Source organism: Aequorivita marisscotiae (assembly GCF_029814825.1).
Taxonomy (GTDB): domain Bacteria; phylum Bacteroidota; class Bacteroidia; order Flavobacteriales; family Flavobacteriaceae; genus Aequorivita; species Aequorivita marisscotiae.
Genome location: NZ_CP122379.1, coordinates 3115312 through 3140108, shown reverse-complemented (window position 1 = coordinate 3140108; position 24797 = coordinate 3115312). Strand labels below are relative to the sequence as shown.

The following is a 24797-nucleotide window of genomic DNA, read 5'->3' as shown; positions in this document are numbered from 1 at the left end:
GCGGTTGCAAAGGTATCTTTTTAAATCGAAATTGAAATCGAATTTAAAATCGAAAACGTTTTCTAAATCGATAATCATGCAATCCACCGCTGTTTTTTCACGACCCAATCGGAATTAACCGAATTATCCAAGAGCGAATTACCAATCAACGAATCACAAATTAACCTTCCCAAATTTAAAGTTATTGTTACTTTTGGCAAAAAATGAAACTATGCGTCTTTTACTTGTATTTTTAGCCCTCTTGGGCTTTATTTCCTGTACGAATAAATCTAAAGTTGAAATTAATTCAGTTGAAATAACCCCTGTTTTTATTGATAGTTTAAGCATTCGCGCTATTGAGCCGTTAGACGAAAATAGGGTGTGGTTTGCAGCAGATAAAGGTAAAGTAGGACTAATTGACGGCGATACTCCCAAACTGGCAAATATTAAATACGGCGATTCCTTGTTGCATTTTCGTTCAATTGCAGCTACTAATGAAGCCGTTTTTGTATTGAGCATTTCTAATCCTGCAGTGTTATATAAAATAGGTTTTAACGGTACCGAAGCCACCAATATTGAAGAAGTTTACACGGAAAAAGGAGAACGGGTTTTTTACGATTCCATGAAATTTTGGAACGATACCGATGGCATTGCCATTGGCGATCCTGTTGAAAATTGTATGTCGGTAATTATAACCCGCGATGGCGGTAATTCATGGCAAAAAATTTCATGCGAAACCCTCCCAAGAGTTGAAAATGGCGAAGCAGCTTTTGCAGCGAGTAATAGCAATATTGCTATTTTTGGCGACCACGCTTGGGTAGCCACTGGTGGAAAAAAATCGCGCGTAATGCACACTGCCGACAAAGGGAAAACCTGGGAAATTTTTAATACACCTATTGTTCAGGGAAGAACAATGACCGGTATTTACAGTATTGATTTCTTAGACGAAAAAAACGGTATTATTTTCGGCGGAAACTGGGAAGATAAAGCCTTTAACGAGGGCAACAAAGCCATAACCAAAAACGGTGGTAAAACCTGGAAGTTGATTGCCAACGGCAAGGAACCTGGATATCGTTCTGCCGTTAAATATATTCCCGGTACGGAAGGGCAGGGGATTGTTGCCGTAGGTTCGCCCGGAATTTCTTTTAGCGGCAATGGCGGAAAAAGTTGGAAACAACTTTCGAAAGAAGGATTTTTTGCAATTGAATTTGTAAATGATACCCTAGCTTTTGCATCTGGTAACAATCGGATTTCTAAATTAATTTTTAAAAAATAACATTATCGTTTTTAAAAAAAATCCTCTACTTTAGCAACTTTCTAAAAAGAGCCTCAATACAAAATCCTAACCTATGAAATTCTTAAAAATTACCTTACTCCTTCTTGTGGTAATTTCACTTACCAGTTGCGCATCAGGGTACAAAACAATTCAACCCAAAACTATAAACTTTCTTTCCAATACTGTTGAAAAAGGGGTGAAATTGGAATATAAATACGATCTTCTTTATAAAAAATATGAAAAGAACGAAGTAAAGAAGGGAGTAAAATTGGTCGCAATAAAAGTTACCAACGAATCTGATAAAAGTTTAATGTTTGGGAGAGATGTAAAATTGGTTTACGCCAATGGCACCGAAGTACCTGTAATGGAAAACGACCGAGTGTTTAAAAAACTGAAACAGAGTCCCGCTTCCTATTTGCTGTTTTTATTGCTTACCCCTTTAAACTTGTACACTACAGAAACGAACCCTTACGGAGTTCAAGAAACTAATTGGTCCTTTCCGGTAGGGGTGGTTTTGGGCCCTGGCTTAGCAGCAGGAAACTTATTGGCAGCCAGTTCTGCCAATTCAAATTTTAAATCTGAACTAATGATTTACGATTTAAATGGCATGCTTATAAACCCAGGAGAAACAAAGTACGGCCTAATAGGAATAAAAACCGATTCGCCTGAAGCACTAAGATTAAAGGTTGAATAATTTTCTGTACTTCTGTACTTTTTACGTAAGCACGGAGTTTTTCATATTAAAGGCTAAGCCTATATAGTTGTTGTTATTAAACTGAAACTCGTCTATTATTTCCCAGCCTAATTTTAAGGTGTGCGCTTTTTCCGAAATTGTATTTACTTTGTTTATAAAGGTAATGGAAATGGGGTATTTTTTATAAAACTCAATCCGCATTTCTTCAAAAATCTTATTTAACAATCCGCTTCCTCTATATTTTTCAGCAATACAAATGGGGCCGTATTGAAAACTGTTTTCGGTAGTAATTGCAACGCCTTGAAAGGAAAGCTCGGGGAAACGCGAAATCATAAATCTAAAAATTTCCCATTGTTTAAAATACGTCCAGCTTCCTGCGAAAACGTAGGAAACAATGCATTTGCTTGCGTTTTCGGCTACAAAAATTCCATTTTGTTTGCAAATTTCTTCTAATTGAAGCCTCGTAAAAGGCGTTGTTACAAAACCGTTTTTTCGTTCGCTCTCACTTAAATTGCCAAACAGATATTTTTGCTGAAGTGCCAAAATACCATCAAAATCGTTGCTGTTTGCTATTCTCGTTTTTATCATCAAATTATTTATTAAACACAGATTGATTTTTTAAAAGAAGTTGGATTTTAAAATGAAAAAATTAAATTGAAACTTTCAAATACCTAAATTAACCAATAAAATTTTATGTTGAAGATATGCTATTAATTTAAATTGCTGTATTTTTTAAACTTTATAAATATAGCACTTAAGTATTATGAAAAAGAGGAATGATAATCAATGGATTGCAATTTATGGAATAATGACCGTACTGCTAATTGCCATTCATTATTTATTGGATTTAGATTTTTTTGACGCTTATGACGAGTATATTCCCTTTCTAAAAAAACTGAGTTTAAGTTTATTTTTAATTGGTTTAATCTTTTTAATAAGTAGAATTATTTCGAAGGTTGTAAACAATAAAACACATCTAGAAGGCGACAGGTATAATTTATTGCGAATTATTAGATTTCTGTCTATTGTATTCAGTTTTACCGTTGTAATTTCCTTTTTATTCGAAAGTTTTTACGCGTCCATAGTAAGCTTCGGATTGTTTTCATTAGTGGTGGGTTTTGCATTGCAAGCTCCCATAACCTCATTTATTGCATGGGTTTATTTAATATTTAGGCGCTCATATTTAGTGGGCGATCGAATTCAAATTAAGGGGTTTCGAGGCGATGTAGTAGAAATAAGTTATTTAGATACCTCGATTTTGGAATGTAGTGGCGATTATTTGGTAAACGATAGACGAAGTGGTAGGATAATTAGATTTCCCAATAGTTTAATCTTAAGAGAAGAAGTAATTAATTATTCGGGTTCTGAAGTACCATTTATTTGGAATGAAACGCCTGTTCAGGTTGCATACACTAGCGATTTGCAATTTGTGGAAGATTCATTATTAACGGCTGCACGTACCGATTTTAAGAATCGTTACCCCCAGTTGGAAGCTCAAAAATATGAAAAATGGCAGCCAGCGGTTTATTTTAGAATAAATGCAAATGCTTGGATGGAAGCAGTTATTTCCTATCCTGTGGAGCCCGAAGATACAACTGGTCGTAGAAACCGTATTTTAAAACATGCCTTGCCAGTATTAAACGCATCTCCCGATAAGGTTCAATTCCCTGAAGGCGCAAAACGATAATTTTGTATATATACGTGTATTAGCGCTTTACGGGTAAGTCTTTTATTACTTATTTATTCTTGGATGCAGTTATACAGACTTTAAAAATTCAACGAAAATCATTAGGGTTATTTAAGGTGGATTTAAATTACATCTACTACCGCTCCCAATTAAGAAAATATAAATTTCTGCGTCGCGGTTTATACTTGAGATAGTTTATTTAAACTTCCTGTGCCACAACTGTATCGCCATTGTTTTTTGGCAGCATAATTTGCAGTAATACTGCAATACCCATAACCAAAGTACAACCCACTAAATTGAGCCATAAATAGGGCATCAGGTCTATATACCAAAAATAAATTATGATAATTTGTGTTATTAAGGCCGCAATAAAAACAGCTTTACTGCGTACGTATTTTATAAAAAAGGCCAGTAGGAAAATACCCAAAACATTACCATAAAATATGGAGCCAATAATATTCACCAACTGAATTAGATTGTCGAATAAATTTGCAGTACAGGCAACACCTATGGCAATAATACCCCATAAAAGAGTAAAACCCCGTGAGGCGGCAACATAATGTTTTTCTCGTTTGCCGGGAACGTTTCTTTTATATAAATCTATGGTGGTAGTACTTCCCAAGGCATTTAGCTCGGAGGCGGTTGATGACATAGCCGCACTTAGTATTACCGCCAAAAGCAAGCCAATTAAACCACGGGGTAAATTTTCTAAAATAAAATGAATAAAAACGTAATCCTTGTCGTTGGTTTCGGCATTTGGATTGGCTTTTTTTATTAACGATACAGAGGTGTCTCGTAGTTGCTGTTCACTTTGGTTTAAACGTTTTATTTCTTCTGCAATAGTCTGCTTTTCAACAGCAGATTGCGCTCTTGAATAATCTATTTGCGACGCAGCCAGCTGTTGGTCCAGAGCATCTTTTTTTAGCTCTAAAGCTTTGTATTCGCCTGCGTATTCTGAACTCTTCACATCCTTTACCGCAGAAGGATTAAAGTGGAGCGGAGAGCTGTTAAACTGATAAAATACAAATACCATTATTCCCACTAATAAAATAAAGAATTGCATTGGCACTTTTAATAAGCCATTCATTATCAACCCCATCTGGCTTTGCTTTACACTTCTGCCCGAAAGATAACGTTGAACTTGACTTTGATCGGTGCCGAAATATGAAAGGGCTAAAAATGTTCCACCAATTATTCCACTCCAAAAGGTGTAGCGATTATCAAAATCGAATGAAAAATCCAAGATGTCCATTTTGCCATTGGCACCCGCTATTTCCAACGCCTTGGTAAAAGTTATATCGAGCGGTAAATAATTTAGAATTAATAGAAATGCTACAAACATCCCGAAAAATATTACCGCCATTTGCTGCTTTTGAGTAACGCTTACAGCTTTTGTGCCGCCACTTACTGTGTAAATAATTACGAGTACACCAATGATAATATTCAAATAAATCAAATTCCAGCCCAATACGGCCGAAAGGATAATTGAGGGTGCAAAAATGGTAATGCCACAAGCAAGCCCTCGCTGAATTAAAAACAATATAGCTGTGAGGGTACGGGTTTTTTTATCGAACCTACTTTCAAGATATTCGTAGGCAGTGTAAACATTTAATTTGTGATAAATTGGTATAAAAACCAAACAAATAATAACCATTGCAATGGGCAATCCAAAGTAAAATTGCACAAACCCCATCCCGTCGTGGAAAGCCTGACCGGGTGTTGATAGAAAGGTGATGGCGCTGGCTTGAGTGGCCATTACACTTAACCCAATGGTCCACCAATGCGCAGTATTGCCCCCTTTTAAATAGTCGCCAACGTCCTTTTGTTGCCGCGATTTCCATGTGCCGTAAAGCACAATAAAGAGTAGTGTTCCTATTAAAACAATCCAGTCTATCTGCTGCATTTATGCGAAGTTTTGCATTAGTAAATAAAACAGATAAATATATACTGTATTAAATAGGAGTACAAGGGTATAGCTCCATTTCCAGACAAATTTTTGTTTTTCTTCAGTCACCATTTTATAAATTATTTTCCAATTGAAAGCAAATTTGCAAACAACCTATAGGCTCCGGGTACACCCGCTGGAAGTTCGCGAAAAAAACTCAAGCCCGTATAAATATAATATCCTTTGCCGTATTTTGCCACTAATAGCGAGCCCTTTGTTTGAACTTCACCTGTATCATTCATCCCTAAAATTGGCGTAAATTCCTTCGCCCACTTATCGGGAAAATATAAGCCTCGTTCCTGTACCCATCCTTCAAAATCTTTTTGAGTGATTTTATTGGGTGTGTTTAGTAACGGATTTTCTGGCGCTAGTATTTCAACTTCCGAAAATTCATCGGTTACTCGGTCCCGTGAAAGTTGTAGTGAATAGGGTGCAAAACTTTCAGAAACCAAGCCGCGGCTTGTATTGTACTGAACTACAATAGTTCCCCCGTTTTCTACGTAATTATTTAAGGCAGTTTGCGCAAACGCGAGCTCGGGAACAGTGTTGTAAGCACGAATTCCTATTACAATTGCATCAAATGGTTGCAGGTTTTCTGCCGAAATATTCAACGGATCAATAGTAGAAACCGAATAGCCAATTTGCTTTAAGCTTTCAGGAATGGCATCACCGGCGCCGTTTATATAGCCTATATTTTCTCCCTTTTTCTGAATATCTATTTTTGCAACCTTGGCTTCTGAAGGCAGCAACACACTTTGATACGGAATATGTTCATAATCAATAACCGCTAATTCTTTATTAAAAGTTTTGCCTTCGGCAAGTACATTCGTTTTTAAATAACCTTCGCTTTGTCCCTGTGGTGGAGTAACCTTAAATTTAAAAGTTTTTGTTTCGCCGGCTCGTGTTAGTTGAAAGCTTTGCTGCAACGGTTCAACAATCCATCCGTCGGGGTGTTGTAAACGCACATTTCCAGAAATTGCATCCTTCCCCGCGCGAACAATTACCGAAACATCTTCCGGTTCATTGCTGGCAAAAATCAACACTTTTTCGGGTAGGGAAGCGGTAACTTCTGGTAGAACCTCTAACGGTCTATAGACTTCGCCCTTTACAGGGTCGTTATATTTGTAGATTACATTTTTTGTAAAAGGAATTGTAATATTTTGAAATTGAAGTTCAAAAACAACTTTTTCCAAAGCAGGGGTTTCGGGCAGGCCTATTAAAGCTTCCGGAGCAGCGTACATACCAACTGAACCTTTCTCGTTTAGCCAATAGGGTGAGGAATAAAGTGGAGTGTTATTCCCAGAATTTACTGTTATTTCAAAATTTTTCTTTTCGTTGAAGGGAAGATTTTCAGCAGTATCCCATAGTGTTTTACCTTTCGTATTTTTCACGGATTGTATGGAAACAATACCATCTCCGCGATTAATAGCTTCAATGTTTACTTTAAAATCTTCATTCGGGTTTATTGCATTTTTTTCAGCAACGGCTTCAATAAAAATACCGCCACAATCTAAAATTAGTTGCTTTAATTGTTTTAATTTAATATTTCGCCAATGCGCATCTTTCAAATTTGAAACCAACGGATAGGCTTTAAGCAATTGCGGCAACATTTGCGACGGATCTTTAAAATTGAAATTTTCTTCCAACGGATTTAATATCTCCCCAATTTTTTCTCCGCCTTCAAGTCTGGTCCAACTGGTGTTAATACCTTCAAATAAATTGTTGTCAGCGGGTTTGCTGCCTTTTAAAATTTCTAAATATTCTGTTTCGCTTCCGCGGGATCCGGTGCTGCCAAATCCTTGCGATTTGTGCATACTACGGCTTAGTGAAGCTATCTCGCCATTTGAAAGTCCGAGCGCAGGAAAAAAGTTGCCCGTTTCTACAGAAACGTGATTGGTTTTGTCGGCCTTCTCAAATTTTTCTTGGCTTCCGTAAAACCACCAAGAGGTATTAAAAAATAATCGTTTGGGTTTCCAAACGCCGAAGTTTTCGGCAGATTTGGTAAATTTTGAAGCATCGCCAACCACGTCAAAAGCTTCAACACTTAACATCGCCGAAGCCGTGTGATGGCCGTGTGTACTGCCCGGACTGCGATGGTCAAAACGGTTAACTATAATATCTGGCTTAAACTTTCTAATGGTCATTACCACATCGCTCAGCACTTCGTTCTTCGTCCAAAATTCAAAAGTTTCTTCGGGGTTTTTGCTATACCCAAAATCGTTTGCCCGGGTAAAGAATTGCTCACCGCCGTCTGTTTTACGAGCGGCAAGTAGCTCTTGGGTGCGGATTACACCCAACAATTCGCGTAATTCAGGTCCAATTAAATTTTGGCCACCGTCGCCTCGCGTAATGGAAAGATATGCTGTATTTGCGTGAACATCATTGACCAGATAAGAAATAAGTCGCGTATTTTCGTCATCGGGATGTGCCGCAATATAAAGTGCCGACCCAATAAAATTAAGTTTCTGAAGATTGTGGTAAATTTCGGAAGCAGTAGGTTTTTTGGGTGCTTGCGCGCTAATAGATACGGTGATAAATAAAAGTAAAAAGCGAAGGAAAACTAGTTTATGCATACAACAATAGGACTAAATTACTCAAAAACCCTTCAAAGATACTTATTTGTAAAAATTAATCGTGGGGCAGCACTTCCTTATTTTTATCGAGTTCGTGTTGTTGCTCGTAGAATTCTTCAACTTTAATAATACTCACACCTTTTTGCAGCATCATACTATTTGGGTAGGTTACTATTTCGTTGTCTTTAGTGTGCAATATTACGTGGAATGTTTTAATGTCCTCAATTAGACCTTCCAAGGGCGCTTCTTTATCGTGTATTTTAATATAATCGCCAATTTTATACGGAAAGGTAAAAAACATAATTACCCCGCTGGTAATGTTGCTAAGAATAGACCATTGTGCAAAGAATGCAATCCCTATTACCGCAAAAACCGACGACATAACAATCCCGAGATTTTCAAAATCCAGCCCCCAGATTATAATAAAGCCCAGAACAATTAAAAAGAAAACGGCAAAATCTACGTGTTTCATGATAAGACCGGTGCGATGCTCCAGTCTTTCTATTTTTTTTGCAAAGTTGCGCACGGTGCGTTTTAGTATTAAGCGCAATAGCATTAATGCCGCTATTAGGATTGCAGACTCTAGCAGCTCTGGGTAAAATTCTTTTAAATTTATCATTTCAAGTTTTTCTTATTTCAATTTAAGTGTGTCGCGAAGACCAAGGTGCTCGTTGCCATTTTTGGTCCAATAATCAATTTTAATACGCTTTAATTTTGTAGCTGTGGTTTTGAGTCGTAAAGTATCGTTTTGGTCGGCAGCGTTTATCTCTTCCCATTTTTCAATTTCATACGGAAAAGTACTGTTAAAAAACACCATCAATTGCCGTTGTAAATCGGGGTAATTTAAGGTGTAACTGGTTAATGAGTCGCCCTGTTTTAAACTGGCAAAAGCATTGTGCTGTTTTATTTCTTTATGTCGAAGTCGTAAATATTCAAACGAAGGTATAATCATAACATCACCCGTTGGTAATTCTTCAGGATTTATTCGTATCAGGTTCCAAAGTTCGTTCTCTAAATACGTTTTTGGCAAGGATATTTTTTGGTCTGCTTCGCCTTGAAAATACGAACGACTTTCAATTTCAAAATTATCTCGGTTGTTGAGTTGCATATACACTTGGCCGCACCATTCCTGCACGCTATTTGTAATTTTTAACGCGTGTTCCTTTTCCGAAATAGGGTTAAAAGTGCTGGTCATGATAGCGTAGGGATAAATGCCGGTGTTAAAACGCTTCATTTGATTTAGTTTTAAAACTGAAACATTTTTATCTGAATAATTGTTTGCTTTTACCTGAGCATCGGGTAGAAAATCTTCAGAAACAAAAATGTTTACCGCTGTGCCTTCGCGAATTTCGCCGTAGCGCTCTTGCATTAAACTATACGAAGTAATTTCGGCCGTACCGCTAAACCAATAGGTTTTAAAATCTTTGGAAACCGAACGTGGCTCTATTGTTTTCGATTTCGCTTTTTTGAGAACATTCTTTTTTGTATCGCCTTTTTCTTCGGAAAAATTACAACCAATTAACAAAATTAGAAAAGCAATATAAGGTAGAATCCTAAAAAATTTCATAGTGATGCATTTTATACAAAAATACACAAATTCAACGGGCGGCAATTTCGGTTAACGTTTTGTAAACAAGTCGGGTGGGCAACCCCATTACATTAAAATAACAACCTTCAATTTTTTCGATGCCAATGTAGCCAATCCATTCCTGAATACCGTAGCTTCCCGCTTTGTCAAAGGGTTTATAGGTTTTTATATAGAAGTTGATTTCTGCTTCCGAAAGCGGTTTAAACCAAACTTTAGTTACATCGTTTACCGTAGTCTGAAAATTTTTTGAAGTAAAAGAAACAGATGTAATTACCTCATGCATTTGGCCACTCAAATTTTGAAGCATTTGCTTGGCTTCTTCAAAATTTTTTGGTTTTCCGAGGGCAATTTTATCTTTCCAAACTATAGTGTCGCTGGTGATTAAAATATCGTTTTCACGTAAATTCAAAAAAGCCGAAGCCTTCAGTCTTGAAAGGAAATCGGTAATGTCCGAACATTGTAAAGCCGGTGGATATGTTTCGTTTACTTCTTTTACACAAATGGTAAAATCAATACTTAACTCCTTAAAAAAAGCTTGTCTGCGCGGCGATCCGGAAGCGAGGATGATGTTGTAATTTTTTAATTTTTCGCGAAGCATTTCAATAATTTAAAATTTATATTTCCTTAAATAGCACACTTCTGCAAAGATGCGAATTCTGAAAGTTTTGGCAGTTGTTTTTGCAAGCTAAGGCTATAAATATTCGTAAGTAATTGTGTCGTTTTTAAATGTTAAACGTATGGTTTTTTGCTCCACTTCAAAAATTGTTTGAAAATCTGCCGAAAAAGCCTTGTCGTTTGTAGGAAACCAATCTTTTTGCAATTTGTCTATTAAAATAAAAAGGCCCCGTTCAGATCCAATGGCGCTAAAAATGGCTTCACCGCCGCCAAATTTTCGCAACCCCAGTTCTGAAGTTAAATGAGTAAATTTTTCTTTAAATTGGTTAGTTGCAATGCCTATTTCTGAAATTTCCAGCAAGGCCTCCGCGCTAAACGGTTGCACCGTTTTATTGTCTAAATTTTTTCGGGCAATAAATTCGAGTATGTTTTTATCGGCATCGTAAAAGTAGATAGATTTTGCGTTCCAGGCGGGAAAATCAACAATTTCGGCTTGGCCGTCTTTTTGAATTTCCACTCGCTTTTTTAACCATTCTAAAGCTTCATTAGTTTTGTTTGACGGAATATTAAACGCGAAGTGATAGGGGTGCGAGGAGTTGCATTTTACGAATTTAATATGGGTGTTTCTCACTTTAAAAGAAATTATATTTTTAGTGTCCGTGATATTTTTTAATCCCAGTACTTCGGTATAAAACGTGTTTTGAAGCTCAATTTGAGATGTGTAAAGCGTGACTTCCTTAAATTTCATCGTACTGTATTTTTTTTCCAACGTGTCCAAGTTAATGCACTATTGGATGTGTTGTTATTTCAAAATTACAAATTGATACAACGGAATGGAACATATTCCCAAAAACATAATAACTTTTAAAAGCGCCGACAGAAAAGCATAGTTACTGGTAGTTTTGGCATCCCACGCTTTAATGCAGAAATAAAGCAATGGTCCCACAATGGCAAAAAGAAAATACAATAAAATGGCTTGCGAATTATACAAGTTTTCATACATATAAAATACCACGCCAAAGACCAAAATTACCCCTAAAACAAAAACAATTGTTACTGTTCGCTTTCTGCCAATAGCAATAGCTAATGTGTTTTTACCGCCTTTTTTATCGCCGTTAATATCTTGTAGATCTTTTACTATTTCGCGAATTAAATTACTGAAAAATGCAAACAGGGCATAGTGCAAAACAATTGTAAAAACAGTAGCTTGTGTAGTTTGGTTTTGCTGTGTTACTGCTGGAAGCAAATCGAAAATGGGAACGATTATCAAGCTCATAGCCACCAAGATTGAAATGGTAAGATTTCCCAAGAGCAATATCCCTTTTAAATAGGAAGCATATAAATAAAGAAGTGCAGAAATTGCGACGAAAAGCGCTGCAAAACTTGGCTTTAGAATACTGTTCGCGAGATAAAAACCAATTGCCACGCCAAGTATATTTAACATTATAAAAAGTCTATTGGCGTTCTTTTCAGAAACTTTTTCGCCAATCAGCACCTTATTAGGTTTGTTGATTTTATCAATTTCCACATCGTATAGGTCGTTGATAATATTTCCTGCCGCGGCAATACAAAGGGTTGCAAAAACTAGGAAGGCAAAATGCAGATTGTCTAAAACAGTGGTAGCGCCAAAAGGAATAAAAAGGCCAAATTTTATAAAAATCTGCACTAATGCAATAAATAGCAGATTTTGATAGCGAATAAGGTTTAAATATTTCAAGGTGATAATTTCAATTTTGCAGCACTTCTTTTTAGAATTGGCTTAATCGTATTTGGCACTAACGCCTTTACTTATCTGCCATTTGTTTTGTACTTTCAGCACTTGTTCAATTACGTCGCGAACGCAACCTTTTCCACCTTTTTTGTGCGAAACGTATTTTGAAATAGTTTTAATTTCAGGTACCGCATCTTGCGGACAGGTGGGTAAACCAACTTCCTGCATAATTTCGAAATCTGGTAGATCGTCGCCCATATACAAAGTGTTTTCGCGTTTTATATTATTGTTTTTTAGGTATGTTTCTAAAATTTCGGTTTTTTGATGCGCACCTAAAAAAATATCTTTTATTCCCAGATTTTGAAGTCTAATCCGAACGCCCTCATTGGTGCCACCCGAAATTATACAAACGTTATAGCCTTGCTCCACAGCGGTTTTTAAACCGTAACCATCTTTAATATTCATAGTTCGGAACATTTCGCCTTGGGTGTTTACTTGTATAGTGCCATCGGTTAATACGCCGTCTATATCAAAAATAAAGGTTGTAATGTGATTTAAATATTCTTTGTAGCTCATGGGTGCGTTTTTAGACTATTATTTTACAGAATGGATTATACTTCCAATTTTATTTCGCGCTATTTAGCAATTACAGTTTAAAGGATTTTTGTGAGTTTGCGACAATTTTTTATCTCTCTCGTAATGCTGTTGTAAATAATTTATAAAAATCTTTAAAGTCATTATCTTCCAGTAAATGTAAATGTTTTTCAATTGTTTTGTTGTCGTTTCTTTTTGCGGGTCCGGTTTGGGCCTCTTTGGGAGAAAGGGCTTCAATTTTAAGTGCCGTTTCAGCAATAAGAGGTTTTAAAAGTTCAAATGGCAAATCTTCTTTTGTTACAATTTCACTTCCAATTTGGTATAAATAGTTTACAAAATTATTCACAAAAACTGCCGCAAGGTGCAATTTTGTTCTTTTTTCAGAAGAAATAATTTTCACATTTTTTGAAATAACACTTCCCAACTGTTGCAACAAATCTAAATCTTGTGGGTTTTCAGCCTCAATACAAATAGGGATATTTGTAAAATCTACACTGCGTTGTTTTGAAAATGTTTGCAACGGATAAAATATGCCGCGCCTATTTTTAGACGAAAGTACATCCATAGCCGCGCCGCCGGAAGTATGCACAACCAATTTGTTTTTAAAGTGTAAGCTTGCAGAAAAGTTAGAAATTGCATCGTCCGGAATGCCGATGATATAAATATCGGCATTGGCAATTTCTGAAATTGAATCGGTAAATGAGATAGCTGAAAATGGCGAAATCATTTTAATGTAATTTCTATTAAAAATCTGAACCACAGATATTTCATCACTTTTATTAAAAGCTTTAAGCAAATGGCTATTTACGTTTCCGAAGCCTAATAAAACCACTTTTATCATAGTGCGAAGTTAGATTTTTTAGTAGAAAGATAAGAGCGAAATAACAATCTAATTAATTTGAAATTAGTTATTTTTTAATGTTTTGTTCCTATATTGTTTGGACATTTTTAACGGAAAACTTTGTGTTTAATAAGTTTTAATTCGCCATCCTGTTCCAGTTGTTTTATAGCGCGAATCACCGTCTCAACGCGAAGCCCGGTTAAATCTGCAATTTGCTGCCGCGTTAATTCTACTTGAAAGAGTGTCTCGTCGCCGTATTTCTTTTTTAATAAATCTATCAGCGCCAAAATGCGATGTTCTGGTGTATGTACCGAGATTTCCTTTAAAATAGTTGCTTTATAAAATAGCCGTTTGGCCATGGCCTTGGTAAATTTTAGATGTATTTCTGGATTGTGGGTTAGGAGTTCAAAAAGGTTGGTTTTGCTGAGCTTAAACAGTTCGGTTTTTTTAACTGCCGCTGCTGAAGCCGGATATTTAAAATCGCCGAATAAAGGTGGTTCGCCAAAACTTTCACCTTTATAGAAAATGCCTTGCACAAATTCCTTTCCCTGATCGTTGAGGTTGTACATTTTTACCTCTCCCGATTTCACCTGAAAATAGTGGTCGGCGCGTTTTTTTTCGTGTAGAATTACTTCTGAAGCATCAATAGTTTCAAGGGTTGCATTGTAGTCTAAAAGTAAATTTTCTGGAATCATAGCTTTATGATTAGCCTCATAAAATAGGGCCTGTTTCGCGTTGTAAATTTACGCTTTAAAAATCAAAACCCTATTTATAGTATGAAAACTCTTTCTTTAAAACATTGGCAAGCACAATTTGAGCATGACTATTATATGTATATTCCCTTAAGTATTATTTTAAACAGTTGTATTGGTTCTGTGGCGGCAATGACCGTTTTGGCCCAAGGTACATCGCTACTATCAGGAATAGAATTAACTATTTGCGTTTCATTGTGTATGGGATACAATGCGGCTTTGTTGGCAGGTACAAATAGAAAATTTGCTTTCTGGCTACTTATTGTTAGTTTAGTGGCGAATTTGCTATTAATATTAATAACCTTACTCTAAAGATGAGCAAAAAAGAAATAGAATCCCGCGAAGATGTGTCTTTGCTAGTAAATACGTTTTATTCAAAAGTTAGGAAAGACGCACTTCTCGGGCCTATTTTCAATGGAATTATAGATGATTGGGAAACGCATCTGGAACTACTTACAGATTTCTGGGAAACCAATTTGCTCTATGCCCGTAAATACTATGGAAATCCACTTCACGCGCATATTGAAGTAGACAAAAAAGTGGGGGGAACCATTAACGAACTTCACTTTGGAACCTGGATTAACCTTTGGTTAGAAACCATAAATGAACTTTTTGAAGGTGAAACGGCGCAGATTGCAATAAATCGTGCACGAAACATGGGTACGTTTATCCATTTAAATATTTTTAATGCCAGAAATCAAGAAGTAAAAAAGGGGTAATAGTTAACACATTTCAGTAGTCCAAATGGGTCTAATTCCTTATTTTTGCGCCAAAATTTCCTGTAATGCAAAAAAAGATTGCTTCCGTTCTTTTCTCTACTAGACTTACCGCTGTTTTATTCATTGTTTATGCTGCTGCCATGGCGGCGGGAACATTTATGGATGCAGACTCCCAGAGTCCGCCAACGCCCTACACCAGAGAATTAATCTACAACGCTTGGTGGTTCGAAGCCATAATGGCGCTTTTTGTAATTAATTTTATCGGTAATATTTTTAGATACAACCTTCACAAACGCAAAATGTGGGCATCCCTAATGCTGCATTTGGCTTTTATTTTAGTAATATTTGGTGCCTTCGTTACCCGATATATTGGTTTTGAAGGAGTAATGCACATTCGCGAAGGACAAACCGAAAACTCAATTCTTTCAGAGCAAACCTATCTTGATGTTTTTATTGATGGCGATTATATGATCGATGGCGTTGCACAACGAAGAAAGGTGAAACCTAAAAAACTGCGACTTTCTGAAAAACTAAACAATCACTTTACAGTCGAAACCGATTATAATGGCCAGCCCGTTACAATTGAATATAAAGATTTTATTAGTGGCGCAACCGAAGGATTAACTCCTGATGAAAACGGAGAAGAATACCTTAAAATAGTAGAAGCAGGTGAAGGTGAACGTCACGATCATTGGGTTAAAGTGGGGGAAGTATCAAATATTCACAATATTCTTTTCGCGATTAATAAGCCAACAGAAGGTGCAATTAACATTACATATTCTAACGATGGCGATTACACAATTTCCAGTCCCTTTGAAGGAAACTTTTTAAGGATGGCAGACCAATTGGAGGGCGAAGTTCTATCAGATAGTGTGCAGCCTTTCAATCTGCGCTCGTTGTATAGAATGGCTGGTATATCATTTGTTGCGCCAGAGCCAATTACAAAAGGTAAATTTGGTGTGGTAAAAGCCGCTGCCGACCAACCGAGCCATCAAGACGCACTTGTTGTGGAAATTAGCGCGGGTGGCGAAACAAAAACAGTATCCCTGCTTGGTGGAAAAGGAACGGCTCCAAACCCAGTAGAAACTGAAATTGGAGGTTTAAAGGTTTATACCAGCTATGGCTCTGAAAGTATTGAGCTTCCTTTTAGTATTACGTTAAACGATTTTATTGCCGAAAAATATCCTGGCACCGAAAAGGGTTATTCTTCCTTTAAAAGTAAAGTTACCGTGATTGATGAAGATAAATCCCACTTCGATGCCGAAATTTTTATGAACAACGTGCTGGACCATCAAGGTTACAGGTTTTTTCAGTCTGGTTTTGACCCCGATGAAGGCGGTACAATTCTTTCGGTAAACCACGACTGGTGGGGTACTTGGATTACCTACATCGGGTACTTTTTATTGTATCTTGGTATGATGGCTATTCTTTTTAGTAAACATAGTCGCTTTGGAAAATTAGAAGAAATTTTAAACAGGATTAAACGTAAAAAGAAAAATATGATAACCATTTTGGTGTTTCTTTTTTCTTTTTCAGGTTTCGCACAGCAGCACGATCCTTCAGCGCATACGGTTGTTCCAAAACAGAAAATAGACTCGTTGATTGTAGCCAATGCAGTAAGCAAGGAACACGCGGCTAAATTCGGGCATTTAATTATTCAAGATAACGGGCGAATGAAGCCCGTAAATACTTTTGCCAGCGAACTTTTAAGAAAAATTAGCCGACACGATACCTACCAAGGCTTAGATGCAAACCAAGCTTTTATTTCAATGACGGAGTTTCCGCGACTTTGGGTTGAAGTGCCGTTAATTGCTCTTAAACGCGGTAATGATAGTATTCGCCACGTAGCAGGTGTACCCGAAGGACAAAAGGATATTGCGTTGTTGGATCTTTTTGATGAAAAGGGAAATTACAAGTTGGAACCCTATTTGGCCGCAGCAACCCGCACCAATACACCCAATCAATTTCAAAAGGACTTTATTAGAGCTCATGAAAATTTTTCGCTATTAAATGCAGCGTTAAGTGGAAGTATTCTAAAAATATTTCCAATTCCCGAAGATCCTGGAAATAAATGGGTTTCGTATCCAGAATTGGGAGAAGCCAACTTACAGGGAATGGACTCATTATATGCCAAAAATATACTTCCGCTGTATTTTGACAGTCTAAAAAAAGCCCGGCAAACTGGCGATTACAAGCAGGCGGATGACTTTCTGGAAAGTATAACCAATTTTCAGAAAAAATACGGAGCCGAAGTAATGCCTTCAGAAAACAAACTTCGCGCTGAAACAATTTACAACCAAGCCGATATCTTTAATAGACTTTATAAATACTTTGCAGTATTCGGAATTTTAATGATGGTTTTCATCGTTATGCAGCTCTTTAAGGATAGAAAAATTCTCCGAACCCTAATAAGTGGTTCCAAAATTATAATGTGGATTTTCTTTGCTCTAATGACACTTGGGCTGGCATTGCGTTGGTATGTTAGTGGGCACGCCCCTTGGAGCGATGCGTACGAATCTGTAATTTATGTGGCGTGGGCAACCATTTTCTTTGGCTTGGCCTTTGGCCGACGAAGCGATTTAACCGTTGCAGCCACGGCTTTTGCAGGCGCAATTATTTTGTGGGTTGCACATGAAAACTGGTTAGATCCATCCATCGCAACATTACAGCCGGTACTAGATAGTTATTGGTTAATGATACATGTGGCGGTAATTGTTATGAGCTACGGCCCCTTCACCTTAGGGATGATTTTGGCAGCTGTATCTCTCTTTTTGATGATCTTTACCAATAAGCGCAATTATAAAAATATGGAAATCAACATAAGCGAACTTACCGTAGTAACCGAAATGGCACTAACCGTAGGTTTGGTTCTCCTTACCATTGGTAACTTTTTAGGAGGCCAATGGGCTAACGAGAGTTGGGGGCGCTATTGGGGTTGGGATCCAAAAGAAACATGGGCTCTTATTAGCATAATGATCTACGCTTTTGTAATTCACGCTAGATTGGTGCCTGGGCTTCGCGGAAGATGGACCTTTAATGTTTTGGCAATGTTTGCGTATGCTTCAATTATGATGACGTACTTTGGGGTTAATTTTTATTTAAGCGGCTTGCATAGTTACGCAAGTGGCGATGCGCCAGCCACTCCAACATTTGTTTGGTGGATTACCTTATTCGGAGTTATTTTAAGTGTTGTGTCTTATTTTAGATATAAGAAGTATTACGGAAAGAAAAAAAAGCCCAAAACACTTAAAAAATAAACCTGCCATTCCAAGTGTTCAAAATACCAATCTGGTTGTAAAAACATAGCGGAATTTAAAATACTTATAAAATAAAAGCCCCGTAATACGAATAAATACTCGTAGTACGGGGCTTTAAAAATTTACCGTATAAAACTTCTAATTACTGTTTCATTATACCATAGCCTCAGGTTTTACCCATTCGTCAAATTCTTTGGCGGTTAAATATCCAAGGTTTACTGCTTCTTCCTTTAAGGTTGTTCCGTTTTTGTGAGCTGTATTTGCAATTTCAGCAGCTTTATAATATCCAATTTTTGGATTTAAGGCAGTTACTAACATTAAGCTGTTATTCAATTGCTTTTTAATTACTTCGTAATTTGGCTCAATTCCCTGTGCACAGTGAACATCAAATGATACACAAGCATCGCCCAATAATTGTGCAGACTGAAGGAAGTTGGCTGCCATTACGGGTTTAAAAACATTCAATTCAAACTGCCCCTGCATACCCCCAACAGCTACGGCCATATCGTTCCCGATAACTTGTGCACAAACCATGGTTAAAGCTTCACATTGCGTAGGGTTTACCTTTCCGGGCATAATAGACGAACCCGGTTCGTTTGCCGGAATATTTATTTCACCAATACCGCTGCGGGGTCCGCTGGCAAGCATACGCACGTCGTTTGCTATCTTGTTTAATGAAACGGCCAATTGTTTAAGGGCACCGTGGCTTTCTACAAAAGCATCGTGTGCGGCAAGTGCTTCAAACTTATTTTTTGCGGTAACAAATGGTAAATCGGTAAACTTTGCGATGTATTCGGCTACTTTTACGTCGTAGCCTTTTGGGGTGTTTAGGCCCGTTCCTACGGCTGTACCACCCAAAGCCAGTTCGGCTAAATGAGGCAAGGTACTTTTTAATGCTTTAAGGCCATGCTCCAATTGTGCCGCGTAACCTCCAAATTCCTGCCCAAGAGTTAGGGGCGTAGCATCCATAAAATGGGTGCGGCCTATTTTTACAATATCTTTAAATTCTTCGGCTTTTTTAGCAAGTGTTTTTTGAAGTTGGGCAACACCCGGCAACGTAGTTTCAATTAATTTTTTATACGCCGCAATATGCATACCTGTTGGAAAGGTATCGTTAGACGATTGCGATTTATTAACATCGTCATTGGGCTGTAATGTTTTTTCACCTTCTCCTATAGTTTTTCCAGCAAGTTGGTGCGCGCGGTTTGCAATAACTTCATTTACATTCATATTGCTTTGGGTACCACTACCTGTTTGCCAGATTACCAACGGAAATTGATCGTCGTGCTTTCCGTCCAAAATCTCATCGCAAACTTTTGCAATTAAATCTCTTTTGTTTTCGGGAAGTACGCCTAATTCGCAGTTGGTGTAAGCGGCAGCTTTTTTAAGATACGCAAAGCCGTAAATTATTTCCAAGGGCATGGAAGCTTTCGGACCTATTTTAAAGTTTTCAAAGGAGCGTTCGGTTTGTGCCCCCCATAGTTTGTCGGCAGGTACTTTTACCTCGCCCATAGTGTCTTTTTCTATTCTATATTGCATTGTGAAAGTATTAATTATGAATTGATATGGCTCTAAACCCACATTTAGAAACTTTTAAAAAAACCCCTTCGCCTTAGCTTTGGAAGCTTTAATGCAAAGGTAACGAAAAGCCAAAAGTTGTTCAACCCGCGCGGCTGTTTATTTGTTGTGAATAAATCGGATTGTTTTATTGTTGTTTTTCAAAAAATCCTATTATCTTTGGGGCATCAATTAAAAACGCTGCAACATGTTTACATTCGAACAATATTTAGGTTTTCTTGTTTTCCTTACAATCCTTACTATGGGGTTTTGGTTAATGATATTTTTGGTGAGTATTCTGCCTTATTGGATTGGTGGACAGCTTTATGAAACTTGGAAACTAAAGCGTGATGCAAAACGTAAAAAGGAAATAGAGTAAAATTTTTAGAATATATATATTAAAAAAGGGAACCAAAATTGGCTCCCTTTTTTATTTGCAATTAATCACGTTGAGTTAACCTTCAAATCCGCCTTCGTCAAAATTTCCTTCTCTATCCGGACGCTGACGTTGTTTTTTCTGATTAAATCTGTACGTAAATGTGAGCGTTACCTGACGGCGTCTCCACTGAAATTCGCTTTCACTGGTAAACGTATCGGTAGTAGTAAGGCTGTTTCTTTTTCTAGTATTAAACAAATCGCTTACGTTTAAAGCCAAAGTTCCGTTGTCGTTTATAATATCTTTACTCATTGCCATATTTACTGACAAAATTGGGTCGCTTTCGGTTTGTGAGTTATTGGACGGACCTCTGTAAAAGGCACTGGTTTGCCATTCAACTTTCCAAGGAAGTTTTACTTTACTGCTAAAACGCCCGAAGTAACTTGTGTTTTCGGCACCGTAATCTACACCGTTGTAAAAACCTTCGGTTTCAAACTGAAAGTAGTTGAAACTTCCGTTTAAATTAAGCCATTTTGTAGGATTGTAGAGCAATCCCAATTCAAAACCGTACCGTTTGTTGGTTGAAAGGTTTATGGGCAGGGTGCGAATAATTGGTATTCCGTTGCTTGTTACCTCGCCAGTTTCTTCCTGCACTCTTTCAAAGGCATCGGTTTCGTGCTGGTAGTAAATTGAAGTGGTTAGCGTAAATTTTTTCCAACGTTTTAAGTATCCTAAATCGAAAGCGCTGGCATAGGCCGGGTCTAAATTTGGGTTACCTTGAAATACGTTTGCCTCACTTGAACGCGATGGAAACGGGTTAATAAACCAGTGGCGTGGCCTGTTAATTCTTCTGTTGTAACCTAAAGTAATGTTTTCGTTGTCTTTTATTTCAAATGTAAGATTTACCGTGGGAAAAAGACCCGTGTAGTTTTTGTCAAAATTTAAATTTAGCGGGGTATTTTCTGAAACATTTTCGGCATCTACCTTTCCTTTTAGTTGTGTGTTCTCAAGTCGAAGTCCGAGTAAAAAGGAAAATTTTCCAAATTTATTGCCGTATTGCGAATACAAAGCGTGTACGTTTTCATTGTAGTTAAATACGTTTGAAAGGCTATCGTTTCTTACAAAAATCCCGCTTGTTCCTGTTTCTTCGAAAAGGGTGTAATCTGTTTTAGATTCTTCAAATTTACCGCGATAACCAGCTTCAAACTGTGCGTTTTCACCAATAGGCAATACATAATCTGCCTGTGCTAAATACTCGGTTTGGTTTTGTTTTTCAATAATTTCTTCGGCAGAAAGTGCTGTATTATTTGGAAATATTCTTTCCTCAGAAATCAATGAACGCTCGTCGTCTTTTCCACGATCGTATTGTAAATCGGCCGTGAGTTTATGGCCGTGGTCATTAAAATTGTTCACATAATTTAGCGAAAATTGATAATTACTATCGTCTTCATCTTCATTTTCGACCCGCAAAATGCTTTCCGCTATGGTATTATCGTTATAGTTGGAAGTATTGTTTGTAGTTACGTCCCTACCGCCACCTTTGCGATAAAAGCCACTCGCAGTGATAGATGATTTATCGGTTAAAAAATATTCAATTCCTAAGTTAGTATTAAAACCGTCGCCCTGTCTGTTATAATCTCTGCGCTCTATAACCTGATCGTACTGCGGATCTACCGTTACTGGGTCGCCATTATCGTCTAAAAATGTACGCGGAAAATAATTGTTGTTAAAAAACGCTCTTCCCGGTCCGCTGCGATAGTAAACCCCGGTAGTGTTAAAAATATTAAACTTATCTGTGCGAATATTAATATTTCCAGAAGCGTTGCTATTTAGCGGCACCCCAATACTCGTACTAATAGAACCGTTAAGGCCCAAGGTTTTTTCCTTCTTAAGAATAATATTTAAAATTCCGGCGGTTCCTTCGGCATCGTATCGGGCAGATGGCGAGGTAATAACCTCTACACGCTCAATGGCTTCAGCAGGAAGTTGGCGAAGGGCATCGGTAGAACCAAAACCGGCGATTGCAGATGGTTTTCCGTTAATTAAAATACGCACGTTTTCATTGCCGCGAAGTGCAATTGCACCGTCTATATCTACGGTTACCGATGGTACGTTGTTAAGTGCATCGCTAACGGTGGCACCACCTGCGGTTAGGTCTTTCCCTATGTTGTATATTTTTTTATCGAGTCTTACCTGTACCTCTGTAGTTTCTGCACGTACCACAACCTCGTCCAGGCTTGCAGCGTCCATAGCAAGCTTTATTGTAGGCAAGGTGGTGTTTTTTGTAAGATTTTGATTTGGGACCTCCTTCGTTTTATATGAAATAAATTCATATCGCACCGTATATACTCCTTCTGGCACGTCGATGCTGTATTTTCCCTCCTCATTGGTAATTCCTCCGGTTACGGTTTTTCCTTCTTTATTGATAAAGGAAACAGTAGAGTATTCTAAGGGATAGTCAGTACCGTCTTCTAAAATAAGGCCTTTAACGGTAACTTGATTGTTTGTAGTGTTTTGAGCCAAGAGCAGTGTCGTGGCTAAAAGAAATAATAGGGAAAGGTAGCGTTTCATGTAGTCTTTAGCAATTTTGACCTGCGAAAATAGCGGTGGTTTAATTGGCAATTGCTAAATTTCTGTTAAATATCGAAAGGCAATTTATAAAATTTCCAATACTTTTTCGGGCGGTCTGCCGATAACGGCATCGGTCCCTCTAATGGCAATAGGGCGCTCTATTAATTTTGGGTGTTTCACCATGGCCTCAATAAGTGCTTCGTCTGTTAATTTTTTGCCTTTGTAATTTTCTTTCCATTCGGCTTCGTTCGTTCTAATTAAAGCCATAGGGTTTATGCCCAACAATTCAATTACCTGTTTTAATTCTTGGTGCGATGGTGGGGTTTCAAGATATTTTATAATTTCTATAGTTTCACCTTCTGCTTCCAAAAGTTGAAGGGCTTGGCGCGATTTACTGCAACGTGGATTGTGATAAAGGGTGGTCATAGTTTTTAAATTTAAATTGAAGTAATGAATACAAGTGTTTTAGAGCATAGCGATAAAACTACAGGAATATTACTTTTGCGATAATTTTTCCAGCTCTAACTTATAGTCGTATTGCAGATCTTCGTGCAAGGTTTCTACTTTTTTTGAAATATAATCAATTTGTCTATTGTATAAATTGGTAAGGGTTGTATTTCGTTTTATCGAGGGTTGAAAGTCCTTTAATTTTTCACAAAAATAGAGCAAAAGCTCAACTTCGGTTTCTTTTTTTTGTGAATAGCGGATAAATTTTTTAAGCTCCCTCAAAATCTTTCGAACACTCTTTTTAATGTAAAAATAGGTTTTGGTGTTTATGTTTTCAAAATCCGCATCTACCTTTTCTTTGATACTTAAAACAAAGCCTTCTTCATTTGCAGATTCAAACAATAAATAGGTTAGAAGTTCCTTATTTTCTTTTTTAAATTTTGATAACCGCAGGCAAAGCTCCAGCAATTCTTGGGTGGAACGATGGTTTAGTTCGGTTTTAATTTCTTTTAAGGAGGCTGCTTTCATCTTCGGTAAAGGTACAAGTGTTTTTCAGAATTTAAAACGCTACGGTCTGCCAATTTTCAATTATAGATATTAAAAAATCCACTGTTAAAATGAAGTATCATAATAACGGTGGATTTTTACAACAACTAAAAAAAATGGGGAATCAATGGTTTTTTACGGTAACCGAACCTTTCATTATAACGTGTAAACTACAGAAGTAATTTAAATTTTCTGTTATTACTTTTTTATATTTGGCATCTTTTTCAAGAATTTTCGATGTCCATTTTTTATTTATTTCTGTAACGTCATGGGGCACGATATCTTTGTTTACCCACTGTACAACATCTCCTTTTTTTACCACGAGTTTTTCTGGGTCAAACTTCATTTGATGGATTGTAACCACATGGGTTACCGGCGCTTCGGTATTTGGGGTTTCAGGTTTAAACCCTGTTGAAACCAAAAATATACCAAGTAATACTACGAGGAAGCAAGAAAATAGTGTAGCCGATTTGTAAAACAAACTCATTATTTCGAAATTTTACTTTGAGCCATTTTTGCGTGCCCCAAATGGGTTTCTAAAATTGGCAATGCAACTTTTAGCAACGCTTTTAATTCGGCATTTTGCGACTGCGGAATTAACACCCCTTTCACGGCGTCTATTACCGCTTGGTGGTATGCTACCTCGTTATCTACATACGCCTTGTCGAACGCAGCTCCTTTAGCGGCTTTTAACATTTTAGTGGTTGCCTCGGCTTGCTTTAATAGCGATTGGCTCACGGCATTATCTTGTGGCTCAACGCCAAGTTTGGTGACCAAGGCTACGGCCTGTTCAATAATTGCGTTATGGTCTGCAATCATTGTTTGGGCAAATTCGCGTACCTCGGGATTTTTAGATCGGTCCATGGCAATTTTGGCATAATCTATATCTATTTGGTTGGCAACAACAGCTACGTGGGCTATTTCGGCGTCATTGAGCTGCGGCGCTTGCTGTGCAAACCCTATGGCAGCAATCAAGAGCATAACTATTGATGCCCATACTTTACTTTTTAAAATTGTTTTCATAATACATCTGTTTTAATGGTTTATCATTTGTTTATTGGATGACACC

24 protein-coding genes are annotated in these 24797 nt (G+C 37.4%); 7 read left to right on the top strand and 17 right to left on the bottom strand.

Annotated features, from left to right (window positions below):
• Window positions 1-211: 211 nt before the first annotated feature.
• Window positions 212-1255, top strand: coding sequence for a WD40/YVTN/BNR-like repeat-containing protein (locus QCQ61_RS14025; protein WP_279448271.1), 1044 nt, complete (start codon window positions 212-214; stop codon window positions 1253-1255).
• 73 nt (window positions 1256-1328) lie between these two features.
• Window positions 1329-1949, top strand: coding sequence for a hypothetical protein (locus QCQ61_RS14020; protein ID WP_279448270.1), 621 nt, complete (start codon window positions 1329-1331; stop codon window positions 1947-1949).
• 21 nt (window positions 1950-1970) lie between these two features.
• Here the strand turns inward: QCQ61_RS14020 and QCQ61_RS14015 are convergent, their stop codons facing one another.
• Complete coding sequence (locus QCQ61_RS14015) at window positions 1971-2537, bottom strand: GNAT family acetyltransferase (RefSeq protein WP_279448269.1); 567 nt, start codon at window positions 2535-2537, stop codon at window positions 1971-1973.
• A gap of 175 nt (window positions 2538-2712) precedes the next feature.
• Here QCQ61_RS14015 and QCQ61_RS14010 point away from each other — a divergent pair, with 175 nt between their 5' ends.
• Window positions 2713-3636, top strand: coding sequence for a mechanosensitive ion channel family protein (locus tag QCQ61_RS14010; RefSeq protein ID WP_279448268.1), 924 nt, complete (start codon window positions 2713-2715; stop codon window positions 3634-3636).
• Window positions 3637-3835: 199 nt separating this feature from the next.
• Here QCQ61_RS14010 and QCQ61_RS14005 read toward each other — a convergent pair whose 3' ends face one another.
• The 10 genes from QCQ61_RS14005 to QCQ61_RS13960 form a co-directional block, all read right to left on the bottom strand.
• Window positions 3836-5539: a sodium:solute symporter family protein gene (locus QCQ61_RS14005; RefSeq protein WP_279448267.1), complete on the bottom strand. Its 1704-nt coding sequence runs from the start codon at window positions 5537-5539 to the stop codon at window positions 3836-3838.
• Between the two features lie 122 nt (window positions 5540-5661).
• Window positions 5662-8154, bottom strand: a complete 2493-nt coding sequence (locus QCQ61_RS14000; RefSeq protein WP_279448266.1) for a PIG-L family deacetylase — start codon at window positions 8152-8154, stop codon at window positions 5662-5664.
• A 55-nt stretch (window positions 8155-8209) separates the two neighbouring features.
• Complete coding sequence (locus QCQ61_RS13995) at window positions 8210-8773, bottom strand: mechanosensitive ion channel domain-containing protein (RefSeq protein WP_279448265.1); 564 nt, start codon at window positions 8771-8773, stop codon at window positions 8210-8212.
• 12 nt (window positions 8774-8785) lie between these two features.
• The gene (locus QCQ61_RS13990) at window positions 8786-9721 is read right to left on the bottom strand and encodes a septum formation inhibitor Maf (protein ID WP_279448264.1); all 936 of its coding nucleotides are present in this window, start codon (window positions 9719-9721) and stop codon (window positions 8786-8788) included.
• A 31-nt stretch (window positions 9722-9752) separates the two neighbouring features.
• The gene (locus QCQ61_RS13985) at window positions 9753-10340 is read right to left on the bottom strand and encodes a Maf-like protein (RefSeq protein WP_279448263.1); all 588 of its coding nucleotides are present in this window, start codon (window positions 10338-10340) and stop codon (window positions 9753-9755) included.
• Between the two features lie 93 nt (window positions 10341-10433).
• The gene (locus QCQ61_RS13980) at window positions 10434-11105 is read right to left on the bottom strand and encodes a VOC family protein (protein WP_279448262.1); all 672 of its coding nucleotides are present in this window, start codon (window positions 11103-11105) and stop codon (window positions 10434-10436) included.
• Between the two features lie 54 nt (window positions 11106-11159).
• A complete protein-coding gene (locus QCQ61_RS13975) occupies window positions 11160-12074 on the bottom strand; it encodes a geranylgeranylglycerol-phosphate geranylgeranyltransferase (RefSeq protein ID WP_279448261.1) in 915 nt (304 codons plus the stop codon).
• Between the two features lie 42 nt (window positions 12075-12116).
• Entirely contained in the window at window positions 12117-12644 is a 528-nt protein-coding gene (locus QCQ61_RS13970; protein WP_279448260.1) for a KdsC family phosphatase, read from the bottom strand.
• A 109-nt stretch (window positions 12645-12753) separates the two neighbouring features.
• Window positions 12754-13503, bottom strand: coding sequence for a Rossmann-like and DUF2520 domain-containing protein (locus QCQ61_RS13965; protein ID WP_279448259.1), 750 nt, complete (start codon window positions 13501-13503; stop codon window positions 12754-12756).
• A 107-nt stretch (window positions 13504-13610) separates the two neighbouring features.
• Entirely contained in the window at window positions 13611-14198 is a 588-nt protein-coding gene (locus QCQ61_RS13960; RefSeq protein WP_279448258.1) for a Crp/Fnr family transcriptional regulator, read from the bottom strand.
• A gap of 81 nt (window positions 14199-14279) precedes the next feature.
• On the opposite strand from QCQ61_RS13960, the gene QCQ61_RS13955 reads away from it, so the two are divergent.
• From QCQ61_RS13955 to QCQ61_RS13945, 3 genes are all read left to right on the top strand, one after another.
• A complete protein-coding gene (locus QCQ61_RS13955; protein WP_279448257.1) occupies window positions 14280-14567 on the top strand; it encodes a hypothetical protein in 288 nt (95 codons plus the stop codon).
• A gap of 2 nt (window positions 14568-14569) precedes the next feature.
• Window positions 14570-14974 carry a group III truncated hemoglobin gene (locus QCQ61_RS13950; protein WP_279448256.1) on the top strand — a complete coding sequence of 135 codons (405 nt, stop codon included), beginning with the start codon at window positions 14570-14572 and terminating at the stop codon, window positions 14972-14974.
• 65 nt (window positions 14975-15039) lie between these two features.
• A complete protein-coding gene (locus QCQ61_RS13945; RefSeq protein ID WP_279448255.1) occupies window positions 15040-18231 on the top strand; it encodes a cytochrome c biogenesis protein CcsA in 3192 nt (1063 codons plus the stop codon).
• A 153-nt stretch (window positions 18232-18384) separates the two neighbouring features.
• Here QCQ61_RS13945 and fumC read toward each other — a convergent pair whose 3' ends face one another.
• Window positions 18385-19770, bottom strand: a complete 1386-nt coding sequence (fumC, locus tag QCQ61_RS13940; protein ID WP_279448254.1) for a class II fumarate hydratase — start codon at window positions 19768-19770, stop codon at window positions 18385-18387.
• A gap of 226 nt (window positions 19771-19996) precedes the next feature.
• Here fumC and QCQ61_RS13935 point away from each other — a divergent pair, with 226 nt between their 5' ends.
• Window positions 19997-20167 carry a hypothetical protein gene (locus QCQ61_RS13935; protein ID WP_279448253.1) on the top strand — a complete coding sequence of 57 codons (171 nt, stop codon included), beginning with the start codon at window positions 19997-19999 and terminating at the stop codon, window positions 20165-20167.
• Window positions 20168-20242: 75 nt separating this feature from the next.
• Here the strand turns inward: QCQ61_RS13935 and QCQ61_RS13930 are convergent, their stop codons facing one another.
• The 5 genes from QCQ61_RS13930 to QCQ61_RS13910 form a co-directional block, all read right to left on the bottom strand.
• Window positions 20243-22735, bottom strand: coding sequence for a TonB-dependent receptor (locus QCQ61_RS13930; RefSeq protein WP_279448252.1), 2493 nt, complete (start codon window positions 22733-22735; stop codon window positions 20243-20245).
• 84 nt (window positions 22736-22819) lie between these two features.
• The gene (arsC, locus tag QCQ61_RS13925) at window positions 22820-23161 is read right to left on the bottom strand and encodes an arsenate reductase (glutaredoxin) (protein ID WP_279448251.1); all 342 of its coding nucleotides are present in this window, start codon (window positions 23159-23161) and stop codon (window positions 22820-22822) included.
• A 69-nt stretch (window positions 23162-23230) separates the two neighbouring features.
• Entirely contained in the window at window positions 23231-23710 is a 480-nt protein-coding gene (locus QCQ61_RS13920) for a hypothetical protein (protein ID WP_279448250.1), read from the bottom strand.
• A 142-nt stretch (window positions 23711-23852) separates the two neighbouring features.
• Window positions 23853-24215: a plastocyanin/azurin family copper-binding protein gene (locus QCQ61_RS13915; protein ID WP_279448249.1), complete on the bottom strand. Its 363-nt coding sequence runs from the start codon at window positions 24213-24215 to the stop codon at window positions 23853-23855.
• Entirely contained in the window at window positions 24215-24751 is a 537-nt protein-coding gene (locus tag QCQ61_RS13910) for a DUF4142 domain-containing protein (RefSeq protein ID WP_279448248.1), read from the bottom strand. The genes QCQ61_RS13915 and QCQ61_RS13910 overlap by 1 nt, the downstream gene beginning before the upstream one ends.
• Between the last annotated feature and the right edge of the window lie 46 nt (window positions 24752-24797).